Origin of the sequence: Variovorax sp. OV700 (genome assembly GCF_900099805.1) — a bacterium.
Classification (GTDB): Bacteria; Pseudomonadota; Gammaproteobacteria; order Burkholderiales; family Burkholderiaceae_C; genus Variovorax.
In genome coordinates this window covers 61,426-77,660 of the sequence record NZ_FNDR01000004.1, presented here as the reverse complement: position 1 = coordinate 77,660, position 16,235 = coordinate 61,426, and the positions used below count along the sequence as shown (strand labels likewise).

12 protein-coding genes and 1 pseudogene are annotated in these 16,235 nt (G+C 67.8%); 10 read left to right on the top strand and 3 right to left on the bottom strand.

Annotated features, from left to right (window positions below; genetic code table 11):
* Window positions 1-93: 93 nt before the first annotated feature.
* Window positions 94-1,702 (top strand): annotated as a pseudogene (locus BLR24_RS10210) (rhodanese-like domain-containing protein); the annotation flags it as partial.
* A gap of 7 nt (window positions 1,703-1,709) precedes the next feature.
* On the opposite strand, the gene BLR24_RS10205 reads toward BLR24_RS10210, so the two are convergent.
* Window positions 1,710-2,594: a LysR family transcriptional regulator gene (locus BLR24_RS10205; RefSeq protein WP_093016455.1), complete on the bottom strand. Its 885-nt coding sequence runs from the start codon at window positions 2,592-2,594 to the stop codon at window positions 1,710-1,712.
* 182 nt (window positions 2,595-2,776) lie between these two features.
* Between BLR24_RS10205 and BLR24_RS10200 the strand changes: the two genes are divergently transcribed.
* From BLR24_RS10200 to BLR24_RS10175, 6 genes are read left to right on the top strand one after another with little or no spacing between them, the layout of a single operon-like run.
* Window positions 2,777-3,883 carry a TauD/TfdA family dioxygenase gene (locus BLR24_RS10200; protein WP_093016453.1) on the top strand — a complete coding sequence of 369 codons (1,107 nt, stop codon included), beginning with the start codon at window positions 2,777-2,779 and terminating at the stop codon, window positions 3,881-3,883.
* Between the two features lie 5 nt (window positions 3,884-3,888).
* A complete protein-coding gene (locus BLR24_RS10195; RefSeq protein WP_093016451.1) occupies window positions 3,889-4,854 on the top strand; it encodes a hypothetical protein in 966 nt (321 codons plus the stop codon).
* A complete protein-coding gene (locus tag BLR24_RS10190) occupies window positions 4,851-6,239 on the top strand; it encodes an MFS transporter (protein ID WP_093016449.1) in 1,389 nt (462 codons plus the stop codon). Before BLR24_RS10195 ends, BLR24_RS10190 begins: the two co-directional genes overlap by 4 nt.
* A gap of 22 nt (window positions 6,240-6,261) precedes the next feature.
* Window positions 6,262-7,437 (top strand): ATP-grasp domain-containing protein, encoded by a 1,176-nt coding sequence (locus tag BLR24_RS10185; RefSeq protein WP_093016447.1) that lies wholly within the window; start codon window positions 6,262-6,264, stop codon window positions 7,435-7,437.
* The gene (locus BLR24_RS10180; RefSeq protein WP_093016445.1) at window positions 7,418-8,683 is read left to right on the top strand and encodes an ATP-grasp domain-containing protein; all 1,266 of its coding nucleotides are present in this window, start codon (window positions 7,418-7,420) and stop codon (window positions 8,681-8,683) included. The genes BLR24_RS10185 and BLR24_RS10180 overlap by 20 nt, the downstream gene beginning before the upstream one ends.
* Window positions 8,680-10,374: a M14 family metallopeptidase gene (locus BLR24_RS10175; RefSeq protein WP_093016443.1), complete on the top strand. Its 1,695-nt coding sequence runs from the start codon at window positions 8,680-8,682 to the stop codon at window positions 10,372-10,374. Before BLR24_RS10180 ends, BLR24_RS10175 begins: the two co-directional genes overlap by 4 nt.
* A 4-nt stretch (window positions 10,375-10,378) precedes the next feature.
* Here BLR24_RS10175 and BLR24_RS10170 read toward each other — a convergent pair whose 3' ends face one another.
* On the bottom strand, window positions 10,379-10,738 hold the full coding sequence (locus BLR24_RS10170; protein ID WP_254787231.1) for a hypothetical protein: 360 nt from the start codon (window positions 10,736-10,738) through the stop codon (window positions 10,379-10,381).
* Window positions 10,739-10,785: 47 nt separating this feature from the next.
* The gene (locus tag BLR24_RS10165) at window positions 10,786-12,363 is read right to left on the bottom strand and encodes an ABC transporter substrate-binding protein (RefSeq protein WP_093016439.1); all 1,578 of its coding nucleotides are present in this window, start codon (window positions 12,361-12,363) and stop codon (window positions 10,786-10,788) included.
* 154 nt (window positions 12,364-12,517) lie between these two features.
* Here BLR24_RS10165 and BLR24_RS10160 point away from each other — a divergent pair, with 154 nt between their 5' ends.
* The 3 genes from BLR24_RS10160 (at window position 12,518) to BLR24_RS10150 (ending at window position 16,217) form a co-directional block, all read left to right on the top strand.
* On the top strand, window positions 12,518-13,501 hold the full coding sequence (locus BLR24_RS10160) for an ABC transporter permease (protein ID WP_093016437.1): 984 nt from the start codon (window positions 12,518-12,520) through the stop codon (window positions 13,499-13,501).
* Between the two features lie 114 nt (window positions 13,502-13,615).
* Complete coding sequence (locus BLR24_RS10155; RefSeq protein WP_093017312.1) at window positions 13,616-14,491, top strand: ABC transporter permease; 876 nt, start codon at window positions 13,616-13,618, stop codon at window positions 14,489-14,491.
* Window position 14,492: 1 nt separating this feature from the next.
* Window positions 14,493-16,217 carry an ABC transporter ATP-binding protein gene (locus BLR24_RS10150; protein ID WP_093016435.1) on the top strand — a complete coding sequence of 575 codons (1,725 nt, stop codon included), beginning with the start codon at window positions 14,493-14,495 and terminating at the stop codon, window positions 16,215-16,217.
* The last annotated feature ends 18 nt before the right edge of the window (window positions 16,218-16,235 follow it).

The following is a 16,235-nucleotide window of genomic DNA, read 5'->3' as shown; positions in this document are numbered from 1 at the left end:
GAAAAACTTCGTTGGAGGCGCTGGACCCGCTGGCTAGGCTGCTTGCAAACTTGCTTTTTCCTTTTGCCGAAAGTCCCCATGAGCCTTGCCGAACTCCGTCATCACGCGATCACGCCACAGGCATTGAAGGCCGCGCTGTCCGACGGCGAGGAGATTGCGCTGCTCGACGTGCGCGAGACCGGCGTCTTCGTGCGCAGCCACATCCTGCTCGCAGCCTCGGCGCCGCTGTGGCGGCTGGAAGTGCTGATCGACCGCCTCGTGCCGCGCCGCAGCACCCGCATCGTGCTGGCCGATGCCGACGAATCGCTCGCCCACCAGGCGGCCGCCAAGCTCGTGCGCCTGGGCTGGCGCAACGTGTCGGTGCTTGCAGGCGGCACGCAGGGGTGGGCTGCCGCGGGCCATGAACTCTTCGGCGGCAGCAACGTGCCGAGCAAGGCCTTCGGCGAGGTCGTCGAGCACAGCAAGCACACGCCCTGGATCTCGGTCGAGGAACTGCACGAGCGCGTGGAACGCGGCGACGACATCGTGGTGGTCGACAGCCGCACGCCCGAGGAGTTTGCCGACTTCAGCCTGCCGTTCGCCCACAGCCTGCCGGGCGCCGAGCTGGTCTACCGCATCCAGGAACTCGCGCCCAGGCCAGAGACGCTGGTGGTGGTCAACTGCGCTGGCCGTACGCGCACCATCGTCGGCGCGCAGACGCATCATCGATGCGGGAATTCCCAACCCGGTGGTTTCGCTCAAGGACGGCACCATGGCCTGGCTGCTCGCGGGCCGCAAGCTCACCCATGGCCGCGCAGCGCCATTGCCTGAACCCGGCGAGCGCACACGTCAACAGGCCCGCGCCCGTGCCGAGGATGTGGCGGCGCGTGCAGGGGTGCGCCGGATCGATGCAGCCGCGCTGGCACGCTTCGAGGCCGAATCCGACGAGCGCTCCCTCTACCGCTTCGACGTTCGCACGCGCCAGGAATACGAGGCAGGGCACCTCGAAGGCTGGCGCTGGGCGCCCGGCGGCCAGCTGGTGCAGGCCACCGACGAATACATAGGCACCCGCCGCGCTCGCGTTGTTCTGGCGGACTGGGACGGCGTGCGCGCGTTGACCACCGGGGCGTGGCTCGCACAACTGGGCGGCCACGAGGTCTTCGTGTTCGCACCGCCAGCTGTGCCGGTGCTGGTGCTCGGCCCCGAACCGGTGCGCGTGCTGCAGCTGCGCGCGGGCGCGCTCGAGATCGCGCCGCGCGAACTTGCCAAGGCGCTGGAAGCAGGCGCAGCGGTGGTCTTTGACGTGGAGCGGCGCTCGGCCTACGAGCACCGGCATGTAGCCGGTGCGCGGTTTGCGGTACCCGACCGGTTGCAGGAGTTCACCGCCGACGTACCTGCGTCCCAACACATCGTGCTCGCATCGTCGGACGGGGTGCTCGCGCGCATCGTGGCGGCAGAACTCGGCGCGCGCACCGGTCGCCTTGTTCATGCGCTTGCAGGCGGCACGCAGGCTTGGGCCGCAGCACGCCTGCCCACAGGCAGCGGCCCCGAAGGCGTGTTGACCGGCGATGACGACCATTGGTACAGCCCCTACGCGCACTCCGACCCCGCCAAGCGCGCCGCCGGCTTCAGGCAATACCTGGACTGGGAAATCGGCCTGGTGGCACAGCTGGAACGCGAGGGAGACCTCGGTATTCGCCTCGTCGAACCGGCCGCGTCCTGAACGGGCGTCAGAGCGGTGCCAGCGGGCGGCGCGCGGAGCGGCGCAGCTCCTGCATCAGGGCCTGGGGCTCCGTACCGGGCCGCCAGTCTTCACGAAACACGAAGTAGCTCGTCGCGGGTGCCAGGTCGCGCGGGCGGCAGGCCTTCAGCTGATACGCCTGCGCTTGATTCTCCACAAGCCTGCGCGGCACCACGGCAATGCCCATGCCGGCCGCCGCACAGCCCAGCACCGCGCCGTAGGTGCTGAACGACAGCACGCGCGCACAGGCGATGCGCCGTGACTCGAGCCAGCGCTGCGCCATGGTGCGATAGGGGCAGCCCTCGCGAAAGGCGATGAGCGTCGGTGCATACACGGGCGCTTGCGCCAGCAGTTCAGCCGGATCTTCCTGCGCAACCACCACAAGCGGTTCATCGAAGCCCGCCTCGTATGCGAGGCCTGCGCGTTCGTTCACGCGCGCGGTCACTGCAAGGTCCAGCCTGTGTTGCAGCAGCATCTGGGACAGGGCCGGCTCGGCTTCCACCTCCAACTGGAGTTCCAGCGCCGGGAAGGCTTGGCGGAAGGCGGCCAGCGCGTGGGGCAAGTGCATTGCGGCCGTGCTCTCCATGGTGCCCACACGCAGGGGCCGAGCCACGACGACCTCGGATCTCGCGTTGGCGGCTGCTTCGTCGATCAGCGCCAGGATGCGCGCCGCATAGGGCAGGTAGCGCTCTCCGGCGTCGCTCAGGCGCAGCCGCTTTCCCTCCCGGTTGAACAGGGACACGCCCAGGCGCTGCTCCAGCTGCTGGAGCCGCGTCGTCACATTGGACTGGGCGCAGCCAAGCACGGTGGCCGCCTTGAGGGCGCCGCCTTCGTCGACGACGGCCTTGAAGGTTTCGAGCAATACACGGTCCATGGGCGGTCTCTTCTGTGCGTGCGGTGGAAAGTAATAAATCTGATTATCAGATATGAAAAGCCAAATAGATTCCTTTTGGAGATAAAACCCCCAACGTAGCCTTGCCTCAGGGTCGGTCTATCCAGCCGCGGCCCACGTGACGCGCCTTCCTGCGCGCCTGTCGACACACTCAAGGAGTTTCCATGTCAGACCAAGGTTCGAGAGCCGAAGTGAGCATCACCGCCAGCGAGGCCGAGCAGATCCGCCAGGCGCTGGGGGACCTCGACTACGACCCCGCCGGGAGTTCCGCCTACATCAGCGAGCTTCGCCGGCGCGTCTATTCCCGATTTCCGGAACGCCTCGTGCGCTTGCTCGAAGTCATCAAGTCGTCCAACAGCGCGGCCTACGCGCATCTGGTGATCGACAACCTGCCGATCGACGGCGGCGTGCACGGCAGCCCGCAGTTCGGCGAAACCGGACGCCAGTTCAAGGACGGGGTGCTCAGCGAAAACCTGCTCGCGGCGTTCGGCGCGGCCATCGGCGAGCCGTACTCGATCTCGCACGAAGGGCTCGAGCTGGTCAACAACCTCACGCCGCACAAGCACACCCGGCACGAGTACACGGGCCTCGGCTCCGAAGTGGAGCTGGATTTCCACATCGAGAACGCCGCACAGGCCTTCATGCCCGAGGGCGACACCTCGCCGCTCGCGCTGCTGCTTCTAGGGTTGCGCGCGGCGCCCGAAGGCGAGGGGCAAGGGCCGCTCACCCGGGTGGCCGATGCACGGCTGGCGCTGGCGCGCCTGAGCGACGAAGACCTCGAGGCGCTCTATGGCCGCCACTTCATCATCCGCGTGCCGTATCGCTGGCGCGGCGCCACGCCCACGCCGCGCGACAACACGGACCTGAGCCCGGTGCTGTCGGGGCCGCTCGAGTTGCCGCGGGTGACCGTCGCGTTCTATCCAGACATGGTGCTGCCAGTGAATCAGCGCGCCAAGGCGGCGCTCGAGAACTTCCACCGCGAGGTCAGGGCGGTCTCCGTGGCGATCGACATCAAGCCTGGCCGGCTGGTCTTCGTGAACAACCGCTTCGCGTTGCATTCACGGGACAGCTTCGTGCCGAGCTTCGATGCCAATGAGCGTGCCCACCGCTGGGTGCAGCGCATCATGGTCACCACCAACCTGTGGAACTTCCGCTCCTTCGGCAAGCGCCACGAGCGGGTGTTCGATCCCTGCCTACTGCCGCGTTCGAGTGAGCCCGTGCGCTCCCGCCATGTGGAAGCGCCTCAGCCCGCACTGAGCGAGCAGGGCTGAGCGGCATGCCCGGGCCACTCGCCGTCCTGACCCGCAACGGCCCGACTGTTCTGGCGGCGGGTGTGTTCCTGGGCTTGCTCGTGCCCACGCTGGCGGAGCTGGCGCGCCCGCTCATGCCCGTGACAGTGTTCGTCTTCGTGCTCGGCACGCTGCTGCGGGTCGATCCGGCCACGGTGCTCGCGGTGGCAAGGCGGCCCGCGGTGTCCTTGGCGCTGCCGCTGTGCGCAATCGTCGTATGCCCCGTCATCGCCGGCTTTGCCGGTCCAGCGCTCGGGCTGCCCCCGGCGTGGACGCTCGCACTGGTGCTCGCGTTTTGCGCGCCGCCGTCCAGCGGCACCTCGGCCGTGGCACGCATGCTGGGGCTGGACGCGGCCGTTGCGTTGGTCGCCACCCTGGCGGCGATGGCGCTGGTGCCGCTTACCGCGCCGCTGCTGGCACATTGGCTGGGGCGAGACCCGGGCGTCACCATCGATCCGTCCAGCCTTGCACTGCGTTTGCTGCTCCTGGTGGGTGCCGCCGAAGGCGTCGCAATCCTGGTGCGTCGCTTCGCCAAAGGGCATCTCGAGGCGCATGGCAGCGCGATCGACGGCGTGGTGGTCATCGCGCTTCTGGTCTTTGCGACGGGCACCATGGCCGGCATGCAGCAGGCCATCTTCGACGACCCGCGGCTCGTGGTTGCGGCGATCGCACTGGCATTTGCCGCCAACCTCGGCGCGCAATGCATCGCCTACTTGCTCACACCCGGCAGCGTGCGCACCCGGTTCAACGTCGCACTGCTGATGGGCAACCGCAACGTGGGGCTGCTATGGGCCGCGCTCGGCTCCGCAGCAACGCCAGCCGTCGCGCTGTTCTTCGCCTGCGCGCAGCTGCCCGTCTATCTGCTGCCGCGCGTCATCCAGAGTCTGTTGCCATGGCTGGAAAGCCTCGGCGAACGTCGGCGCGCCGCGCGTGAACTGGGAGCTTCCAAATGAGTGCCGCAGGAGACGCCTCACTGGGCGGCCTTGCGTCCACCTCGTCGCGCGGCGCCGGAATCGGCTGGACCCTGGCCGCCACCAGCTTCGGGTTCGTCGTCGTGCAGCTTGACGTGACCATCGTCAACGTCGCGATGCCGCAGATCGGCGTGGACCTTGGCGCAGGCACGACCGGCCTGCAGTGGATCGTCGACGCCTACACCTTGGCCTTTGCGGCGCTGCTGCTCACCGCAGGCTCCTTTGCCGACCGCTTCGGCAGCCGGCGCATCTTCAGCGCGGGCCTGGTGCTGTTCGGGATGGCCTCGCTGGCCTGTGCCCTTGCACCTTCCATCGGCGTGTTGATTGCGGCGCGCGCGGCGCAGGGCTTTGGCGCCGCGCTGATCCTGCCGACGTCCCTGTCGCTGCTGTCGCACGCGTGCGCCGGCGATGTGGCGGCGCGGACCCGCGCCATCGGGTGGTGGAGCGCCATTGGCGGCGTGGTGAGCGCCGCAGGCCCGGTGCTGGGCGGGGCGCTCACCACCGGGCTGGGCTGGCGCTCGATCTTCTTTGTGAACCTGCCAATCTGCGTGCTCGGCCTCTGGGCGGTGCGCCGGTACGTCGCGGAGACCCTCCGCACGGCAGGTGGGCGGCTCGACGCTGGTGGCCAATTGCTGGCCATCGTTGCGCTCTTCTTTCTTACCCACGCGATCATCGAGGGCGGTGTGCGCGGCTGGACGGACTGGATGGTGCTCTCGGGCTTTGCCGTTGCCGCGCTGGCCATCGCCGCGTTTGTGCGCCATGAGGCGCGCGTGTCCGCGCCGATGATTCCGCTGGGGCTTTTCCACAGCCCTTCTTTTTCCGCCGCCATCGTGCTCGGCGTCCTCATGAACATCACCTTCTATGGGTCGATCTTCGTGCTGAGCCTGTACTTTCAGCATGCCAGGGGCTACACGCCGACCGAGACCGGGTTCGCCTTGCTGCCGTTCACGGTGATCATGCTGGCCAACCTTGCGAGCGGCCGGCTCGCCAAGCGGTTCTCTCCGCGCACGCCGGTGATCGCGGGCTTTGTGCTCTCGGCGTTGGGTTTCGCGCTGCTGCACGGCGTGGATGCGAGCACACCGTACCTGCGCATCTTGCCGAGCCTGCTGCTGCTGGCCATCGGTGCAGGCATCGGCACGCCGGCCCTCACGTCGCTCGTGCTCGGCAGCGTCCCGCCCTCGCTCTCGGCCACTGCGTCGGCGATCTTCGGCGCGGCGCGCCAGGTCGGCAGCGCCATTGGCGTGGCGCTGTTCGGCGCGCTGATGCTGGGCCTGCCCGCGCAGGTCGCGGCCGGCGCAGTGTTCGCCTTCGACCTGTCGGCGTTCCTGCGGCTCGTGGGCGCGGTGATCGCCGTGCTGTTCCTGTAGCTTTTCTCCCGGGATATATGGAATGACACGACTCATCGTGATCGGCGCGCGCAAGACGGGGACCAGCCTTGCGCTGGTGCGCGCCGCGCTCGAAAGGCAACTCCCGGTGACCGTCATCAGCGGGCCGAACGACCTGCTGCACGGCGTGTTCCCGCCCGAGGTCGAAACCGTCAATCTCGACACCGAGGCCACCGTGGTCGTGGGCTGGCTGCGCAGCCGCTACCCTGACCCCGGCCGACAGCTGCGAGTGACCACGGCCAACGATGTCTATGCGCGGCTCGCGGCGCAGGTGGCCGAGCAGCTCGGCTTGCCGGGTCCCGATGCCGGTGCCGTGGCGCGCAGCGTCTCCAAGGCGAACCAGAAGGAACTCCTGGCCGCGAGCGGCCTGCCGACCTCGCAGTTCGCCGTCGGTGTGCTCACCGACTTGCCGGCGCTCTGGGACCGGCTCGGTGCACTGCGGTTCCCTGTGGTGGTGAAACCGGCCGAAGGCTCGGCCAGCCATGGGGTGAAGCGCTGCGCCGACGCGAACGAGGCCCGGCGCCACGCGGAGGTGCTGGCCGAAGAACTGCGCACCAACCAGCGCACCGGCCTGACCGACCGCGTGATCGTCGAGGAATTCCTCGAAGGCGAGGAGTACTGCGTCGAATACTTCGACGGCCGCTATGTTGGTGCCATGCGCAAGCTGAAACGCCGCGGCGAGGGCTTCCTGGAGCGCGGCTACACCTCCGAGCTCGACCTGGACGACACGGCCCTGCAGCGCCTGATCGACGCCGGCACCCAGGCCACCCGCAGCGCCGGCCTCTCGTGGGGGCCGGTTCACCTGGACTGCATCGTGCGCGATGGCGTGCCCTACATCATCGAACTCAATCCCCGCATCGCCGGCAGCTTCATCTGCGACATCGTGCGCGATGGCTATGGTTTCGACATCGTTGCGGCTTTGCTGGACAAACTTCAAGGGCGCCGCGTCGCCGTGCCCGAGACCTTTGCGCCGCGCTCCTACGCGCATGTCGAATTCCTGCTGTCGAGCGATCCGCTGCCCTGGGACTTCTCGGTTGCAGGCGAACTGCGCAACGCCGACCTTCACATCACCTACGGACCACAACGGCTGGTTCATCGCGAGCGTCGCGCGTACATCTACGTGCGCCGCGTGTTTCAACCCACCGCAGAGAAGAGACCCCATGAAGAAGCAGTTGCTTGATACCGTTGCCATCGTCGACGGCGCCTCGACCAGCGCGCACCTGGCGCCGGCGTTCCGCTCCTACGGCGTGCGCTGCGTCCACGTGCTGAGCAGCGAACTGCTGCCGGAGCGCCTGCAGACGCAGATCAACCCCGCCGACTATGTGCGAAGCGTGGTTCACCGCGGCGATCTGCAGCAGACGGCCGACGCGCTGCGCGACTTGGGCATCAGCGTGGTGCTGCCGGGCGTGGACAGCGGCGTGGAACTGGCCTCGCGGCTCGCTGATGCGCTCGGTGCGCCGCTGCGCAACCCGGTGGAGCTCACCGCCGCGCGGCGCGACAAGTTCGAACAGATCGAAGCGCTGCGGCGTGCCGGCGTGCGGACGCCGCAGCAGTTCCAGTCGCGCTCCTCCGAGGAGATCGCCGCCTGGGCGCGCGAGCATGCGCGGCTGCCGGTGGTGGTCAAGCCCACGCGCAGCTCGGGCGTCAAGGGCGTGAAGATCTGCCGCACGCCCGAGCAGGTGGAGGAGGCCGCCCGCAACGTGCTGGCGATCAAGTCTTCCTACGACGAGGTGCAGGAAGACATCCTGATCCAGTCGTACAGCGAAGGGCAGGAGTACATCGTCGACGCCGTCTCCTTCGGGGGGCAACACAAGGTGGTGAGCCTCTGGGAGGTGGAGCGCGACCGCAGCCACTCGCCGCGCCTGGAGAAGATGCTCGTGGTCGACCACACGCAGGCGGAGTATGCGCAGGTCATCGCCTATGCCGCGCAGGTGCTCGATGCCGTGGGCCTGCACTACGGACCGTCGCACCTGGAGTTGATCGTGACCGCCGAGGGCCCGACCATCGTCGAGCTCAACTCCCGCCTGCACGGCAGCCTCGACCCGCGGCTCACGACAGCGGTGACCGGAGAGAACCAGATCTCCGCGACGGTCGAGGCCTTCGTCAACCCGCAACTTTTCAAGCAGACGCTGAACGACCGGCCGCGTTTCAGCGGCTTCTGCGGCCACATCCTGCTGGTGTCGCCGAAGGCGGGTGTGCTCGCCAGGGAGTTCGACTGGGACTCGATCGAACGGCTGCCGTCTTGCGTCAGCGTGAAGCGATGGGTTAAAACAGGCGACCGCGTGAACGTGACCACCGATCTGCGCACAGCGCTCGGCATGGTAGGCCTGTTCGACGCGCAGTTCGACCGCCTCACCGCCGACTGGCAGTCCATTCGCCAGATCGAGCACCGGTTCTTTTCGGACCCCGAAACACTCGCTGCATGATCCTTCTGCTCGACACCGCCATTCCCCGCACTCTCAGGCAACTGGTCGAGCGATTCACCGCACAGCCGGCAACGCGCATCGAGGCGTGGCTCTTCGAGGATGTGGCGGAACGTCGCGCGGCGGAGGAGGCGTTGGCCAAGGCGGGTGTGGCGGCGGTGCTGCGCAGCGCCTACAAGCCGCTCGTCCATTTCTTTCTCGAGGAATTCGAGAAGGCGCTCAAGGAGGCGCCAGGCGAGATCGCGGTCCACACCCCGGCAGGCAAGGCGCAGCGCTTTCGGCTGGAGGCCTATCCACTGGCCGGCTTGATCGGCGACCGCGCCTCGCTCCGGTTCATCGAGGGCAGGGCGCTGGAGGCCGATTACCTCGTCGAGGCCGCAGGCCGGCGCTGGCAGGTGTTTGCCCCGAACGACGCTGCCGGCTCGCCCTGCGGCTGGCTGCGCGTGTGGCATGGCGACACGCTGGCCGAAGACGCGCCGCTGCGCACCGAATTCGAGATCGCCTGCGACACCGCGCTGGAGACGATACGGCGGCACGAATGGCCTGCCACGCTCCCACTCTTCGATACGCTCGAGATCGAGGTTGCAACCAGCGGCATCGAACGCCGCCTGCCGTTCGGCGAAGAAACGATCAGCACTTTCGAGGCGTTGCAGGAAGACCTTTACTACGGCGCGCTCGAATTCTTCAAGGCGCGCGCGGGGCTGCCCGATGCCGATCGCACGCTCCAGCTCGGACAAATCGTTCCGCGGATCTCCGCGTCGAGTGGCGAAACGCAGCTCAGCGTGCGGCTGGCGCGGCATCGCCGTGTCGATCCGCCGGTGGACGGCACGCTGGCGCTCGATACGGCCGTGCGCTCGCTTGCGCCGGTGGAAGTCGAGCATGCGGTGGCCGCGCTGCCGGGCGAGCCGTTCTCGGTCACCTCGTTCCAGGGCCGCAAGGTCGCTGGCGTGCACGTGCGCGGGGCGCTGCCGGGCCTTGTCGTCACGGCAGGCCAGCACGCCAATGAAAGCTCGGGCGTGGTCGGCGCGCTTCGTGCGGCACGCCACCTAAACGATCACCGCGACGCCCACTACGCGCTCGTGCCGCTTGAGAATCCCGACGGAGCGGCCCTGCACCACTACCTGCAGGCCACGCACCCGACGCACATGGCGCATTCCGCGCGCTACACCGCGCTGGGCGACGACCTCGAGGCCCGGATGCAGCCGCCCTTCGGCGAAAAGGCCGCGCGGCTCGAGGCCATCGCCCGCACCGGTGCGCGTTTGCACCTGAGCCTGCACGGCTACCCGGCCCATGAATGGACGCGCCCGCGCGCGGGCTACGTGCCACGCGGCAGCGAACTGTGGACGGTGCCCAAGGGCTTCTTCCTGATCCTCCGCCGGCACCCCGGGTATGACGGCATGCGCTTCCTGGTCGCGCTCACCGAGGAACTGCAGTCGGGATCCACCGAGCTCGCCGAGTTCAATGCCCGGCAGCAGAAGATGTGGCATGCCCATGTGGGCGATCTTCCCTACGAGTGCATCAACGGCATTCCGTGCCTGGTCATGACGGACGAGCGATCCACCGTGCCGTTCACGCTGGTGACGGAGTTTCCCGACGAAACCGTGCGAGGTGCGGCCTTTCAATTGGCCCACACCACGCAGATGCGGACCGTGCTGGCCGCCGCGCGCCTCTACTGGAAGGGGCTGCTGGCCTGAGGCTTCAGCCGCTTACCAGCGCGGCATCGACCCGCCGCGCGCGGTGATCGACGTAGTAGCCGCCAAACTCGGTGTACCGCAGCACCAGCCGCGCACAGGCCGTGCAGCGATACACATCGCACCGGTTGAATGGAAAGTGCGCCACGGAAATCGGCGCGCCCACCGAGTCGTAGCGCGTGCCGTGCGGATGAAATTCCTCGAACACCGGTTCGTCGACGCCGTCGGCGCGCAGCGTGCCCAGGGGCTGCATCAGGTCTGTGGGCCACCGGTCTTCGGTGAAGCTCTCCCACGCGGCTGCCCGGTGCGGCCAGCTCCCGCAGACGGGGTTGCCCCGTCGGTTGCCAGCCTCGGCGAGTTGCTTCAAATCATCGGCGGTCAATGCATCGCTGTTCGGGTCAAGAGAACGGGAAGTCAGCGAATATAGACGTCCGCGAAGTTCGCCTCCACCCCGTCCCCGGTCAGCGAATGGTCGTGCACGCGCCGGTTGTAGATGGTGAAGTAGGTGGGCGAGAGCAGGTTCAGGTCGGGCACCTCGATCCCGACGATGCGCTGGAACTCCTTGAAGAGTGCCACGCGCCTGGCCGGATCGATCTCGACAGCCGCGTCTTCCAGCAGCTTGTCGACGACCGGGTTGTCGTAGAAGGTGCCGTTCGAAAAGGGAACGCCCTGGCGGATGTTCTTTGACCAGTACAGACGCTGCGACCCTACCGTCGGATCGAACAGGTTGCTGGTGCCGTTGATCGCCAGGTCGTAGTTCTGCTCGCTGTAGATGCGCTTCACATATTGAGAGAAGTCGGTGGCGCGGATGTCGACCCTGATTCCGACGCGGCCCAGCGCCTGCTTCACATAATCGGCCAGGCGCTTGTGCAGGTCGCTCGGGTTGAAGTCCAGCGCCAGCGTGAAGCGCGTGCCGTCGGCGCCGCGCGGAAAGCCCGCTTCGTCGAGCAGCCGCTCGGAGGTCTTCGGCGCGAAGGGGTAGGGCGTGGGGCGCGTGTCGTGGAATTCCTTCAGACCCGGCGCAATGGGCGAGTACGAGATCACCCCATAGCCGTAGAACACGTTGTCGCGCACCACCTCGCGGCTGATGGCGTGCGCGATGGCCTGGCGCACCTTGAGCTCCTTCAGCTGCGGCTGGCGCAGGTTGAACTCCAGCCGGGTGACGTTGTACGAGTAGCTGTTGCCGCGCGTTTCAAAGCCGAGCTTGGGGTTGGCCTTCAGCCGTTCGATGTCGCCGGGAGACACCGGCGTGCGATAGCCGATGTCCACGTCGCCGGTCTCGAAGGCGATGGAACGCGAGGCTGCATCGGGAATGACCTTCACGATCAACCGGTCGATGTATGGCTTGGGCTTGTCCCAATAGTCGGTGTTGCGCTCGTAGACGATGTGGCTGCCGCGCACCCATTCCTTGAACCGGAAAGGGCCGGTGCCGATGGGCGCCGAACCGTTGGGGTTGCGCAGGACATCGCCGCTTTCATAGAGATGCTTGGGCACGATCGGCGCCTCGGACGCGACGAATGCCTTCAGCAAGTAGGGTGCGGGCCGCGACAGTTCCAGCACCGCGGTGTACGGGTCGGGCGTTCTTACGCGCTCCACCGGGGCGAAGGTGCTCCGGCCGCGGGGATGGTGCTCCTTCAGCAAGAGGATCGAATGCGCAACATCGGCCGAGGTGAAGTCGCGTCCGTCGTGCCACTTCACGCCGCGGCGCAGCGTGAATGTGTAGCTCTTGCCGTCGGCGCCCACCTGCCAGGCTGTCGCCAGCTGGCCTTGCGGCCTCAGGTCCTGGTCGTATTTCAGCAGGCCCTCGGTGACTTTGGCGCTCACGGCCAGGGTAGAGGAGTGCGAGTGCGCAACCGATACCAGCGTGGGTGGTTCGTTCATCAGCACCAGCGTGACGGTGCCGCCGGCTTGCGGGGCTGCCTGCGACGTGTGCAGGCCCAGGAAGAGCGCGAAGGCCGCCAACGCTTTGCCGGTAGAGGGAAGGTGGGTCATTTGGAGTCTTCGGTTGAGCGAGCCGCACTCTAGGGGCGGACTACGCGCCGGTCCAACGAAGCAAACCAGATATCCGTAGAAGAAAAGCTTCCTTCGCGGCGAGCACCGGCCCGCATACGCTGCCAGCCCATCACCGTTCCCACTAACTCTTCCCATGAATCTGCGCAGCGCAAGCCGCACGCTGGCACGCACGGCCTGGCAGGCCGTGCCGACCGTCGTCGGCGTGATCCTTCTCAATTTCGTTCTGATGCAGTGGATCCCGGGCGACGCCGCCGACGTGGTGGCCGCCGAATCCGGCTCCGCCACGGCCGAGAGCATGGCGCAGCTGCGCAGCCATTTCGGGCTCGACCTGCCTGTGCTGCACCAGCTGGGCGCCTACCTCGGCAACCTCGCGCATTTCAGCCTCGGCACTTCGCCGCGCTACAACATGCCGGTGGCGTCGCTGATTGGCGCGCGGCTGGGCAACACGCTGCTGTTGATGGTCACGGCCCTGGCCTTCGCCCTGGCCATCGGCATTGCGCTGGGCACCGTCATGGCCACCCGCGTCGGCCGCTGGCAGGACCGCACGCTGTCGGTGCTGGCGCTGCTGCTGTACTCCACCCCGGGCTTCTGGCTCGGCCTGATGGCTATCGTGCTGTTCTCGGTGCACCTGGGCTGGCTGCCTACCGGCGGCAGCGAGAGCATCGGCGCGGGCTACACCGGCTGGACGCATGCACTCGACGTGGCGCGCCACCTCGTGCTGCCGGCGCTGGCCATGTCGGGGTTCTACATCGCGATCTTCTCGCGCCTCACGCGCGCCGCGATGCTCGAGGTGGCGCGGCAGGACTTCGTGCGCACCGCCGAGGCCAAGGGCTTGCATCCGTGGACCGTCAACCTGCGCCATGTGCTGCGCAACGCGCTGATTCCCGTCACCACCGTCGCGGGCATGCACTTCGGCACGCTGCTCGGCGGCGCGGTGGTGGTCGAGACGGTCTTCAGCTGGCCCGGGCTCGGACGGCTGGCCTTCGACTCGGTGGCGGGCCGCGACTACACCGTGCTGCTGGGCGTGCTGCTGATGTCCTCGCTGCTGGTCATCCTGGCCAACATGCTGGTCGACCTGCTGCATGCCTGGCTCGATCCTCGCATCCAGGTGCGCTGAGCTCTCCCTTAAGATTTCTGACTGCGATTTCCGATGTCCACACCATTTACCCTCGATGCCGCCATTGGGCAACCGGCAGCGCCGGCTCCGGTCGCCGCACGCCGTGCGCCGGCAGTGGCCGCGAAGTCCGCTGTCGACGCGAAGCCGCTGTCCAGCCGCCGCGCTGCGCTGCGCGCCTTCCTGCGCAACCCGGCCGCCGTGGCGGGCGTGGTGCTGTTGGCCTTCATGCTGGTGCTGGCGCTCGCCGCGCCGCTGCTGTACCCCGGCGACCCCCTCGACATGGTGGCGCCGCCGCTGCTCTGGCCGGGGCAGGACGCCGGCTATCCGCTCGGCAGCGATTCGCTCGGCCGCGACGTGATTGCCGGCATCGCGCACGGCGCGCGCATCTCGCTCGCGGTGGGTGTGGTGGCGGCCACGCTGAGCCTGTTGATCGGCGTGCTCGTGGGGGCCTCGGCCGGCTACTTCGGCGGCCGTGTCGACGACGTGCTGGTGCGAATCACCGAGCTGTTCCAGACCATGCCTTCGTTCCTGTTCGTGATCGTGGTGGTCGCGATCGGCCAGCCCTCGGTGCCGGTGATCGTGTTCGCCATCGGGCTCGCGTCGTGGCCGGTGATCGCCCGGCTGGTGCGCGCCGAGTTCCGCACGCTGCGCGAGACCGAGTTCGTGCTGGCCGCGCGCAGCCAGGGTTTCGGCCACGCGCGCATCATCTTCCAGGAGATATTGCCCAATGCGCTGCCACCCGTGATCGTGACCACCTCGGTGCTGGTGGCGAGCGCCATCCTCATCGAGTCGGCGCTGTCCTTCCTTGGCATGGGCGACCCCAACGCCGTGTCGTGGGGCAGCATGATCGGGCAAGGGCGCGAACTGCTGCGCACCGCGTGGTATCTCACCGCATTGCCGGGCGCGGCCATCGTGCTCACGGTGCTGGCGCTCAACCTCGTGGGGGACGGCCTCAACGACGCGTTCAATCCACGGCTGAGGGGGCGTTGAGATGACGCTCGAACAAGTGCAGGCCGCACCGCCGCTGCTCGATGTGCGCGGCCTCGATGTCTTCTTCCGCGGCTCGAACGGGCCGATCCAGGCCGTTAGCGGGCTGGACCTGACACTGCAGCGCGGAGAGACGCTGGCGCTCGTCGGCGAATCGGGCTGCGGCAAGTCGACCACCGCGCTGGCACTGCTGCGGCTGCTGGCACCCGGCGCGGTGCTGCGCGGCAGCATCCACTTCGATGGACGCGACATCCTCGCGCTGCCGCAGGCCCAATTGCGCGAAGTGCGCGGCCGCGAGATCGCGATGATCTTCCAGGAGCCGATGACTTCGCTGAACCCGGTACACACCATCGGCGCGCAGATCGAGGAAACGCTTCGCCGCCACGAAAAGCTTTCCGTCACCGCCGCGCGCAAGCGGGCCATCGAGCTGCTCGACCTCGTGCGCATTCCCGAGCCGCACCGGCGCATCGACGACCATCCGCACAACCTCTCGGGCGGCCAGCGCCAGCGCGTGATGATCGCAATGGCCGTGGCCTGCAAGCCGCGCCTGCTGGTGGCGGACGAGCCCACCACCGCGCTGGACGTCACCATCCAGGCCCAGATCCTCGCGCTGCTCGACGGCCTGCGCCGCGAGCTCGACATGGCGTTGCTGCTGATCACGCACGACCTCGGCCTGGTTGCCCAGTGGGCCGACCGCGTTGCCGTGATGTATGGCGGACAGAAGGTCGAGGAGGCGCCCACCTCCAAGCTCTTTGCCGCGCCGTCGCATGCCTACACGCAGGGCCTGCTCGGCGCGTCGCTCCATGCCGGCAGTTCGCTGCACTACGCCGATGCGCGGCTGCCCGAAATACAGACCCGGCTCGATCCCGCGACCGGCGTGCGCGACTTCACGCTCCATGTGCCTCGACCCGCATCGAAAGTGCGGGCCTTGCGCGGCCCGGCCGCCGAGCCGCTGTTGTCGGTGCAGGACCTGCGCACCGACTACCCCCAGCGCGGCGGCGGCGTGCTGCATGCGGTCGACGGCGTGTCGTTCGATATCCGCGCGGGCGAAACCGTGGGCCTGGTGGGTGAGTCGGGCTGTGGCAAGTCGACGCTGTCGCGCACGCTGCTGCGGCTGGTGAATCCGGCCTCCGGCCGCATCGTGTTCGATGGCACCGACATCGCGCCGCTGCCGGAAAGAGCGCTGAAGCCCTGGCGGCGGCGCGTGCAGATGGTGTTCCAGGACCCGTACGCGTCGCTGAATCCGCGCCGCAGCGTGTTCGACATCATCGAATCGGTGCTCAAGGTGCATGGCGTGTCGGACCGTGCGGAACGGCGCAACCGGATCGCCGCCATCCTGGAGCGCGTGGGCCTGCCCGCCGATGCCGGGCGGCGCTTTCCCAACGAGTTCTCGGGCGGCCAGCGCCAGCGCATCGGCATTGCGCGCGCACTCGTGCTGCGGCCTTCGCTGGTGGTGCTCGACGAACCTGTGTCGGCACTCGACGTCTCGGTGCAGGCGCAGATCCTGAACCTGCTGGTGGAGCTGAAGGAGGACTTCGGGCTCTCGTACCTGTTCATCTCGCACGACCTTTCGGTGGTGCGCTACATCGCCGACCGTGTGATGGTGATGAACAAGGGAAAGATCGTCGAAACCGGCAGCCATCGGGACATCTGGGACCGGCCGCAGCATCCGTATACGCGCAGTTTGATTGCGGCTGTGCCAGGAATGGAGCAGCGCAAGGCGGCTTGAGGCCCCAATACATTGCAC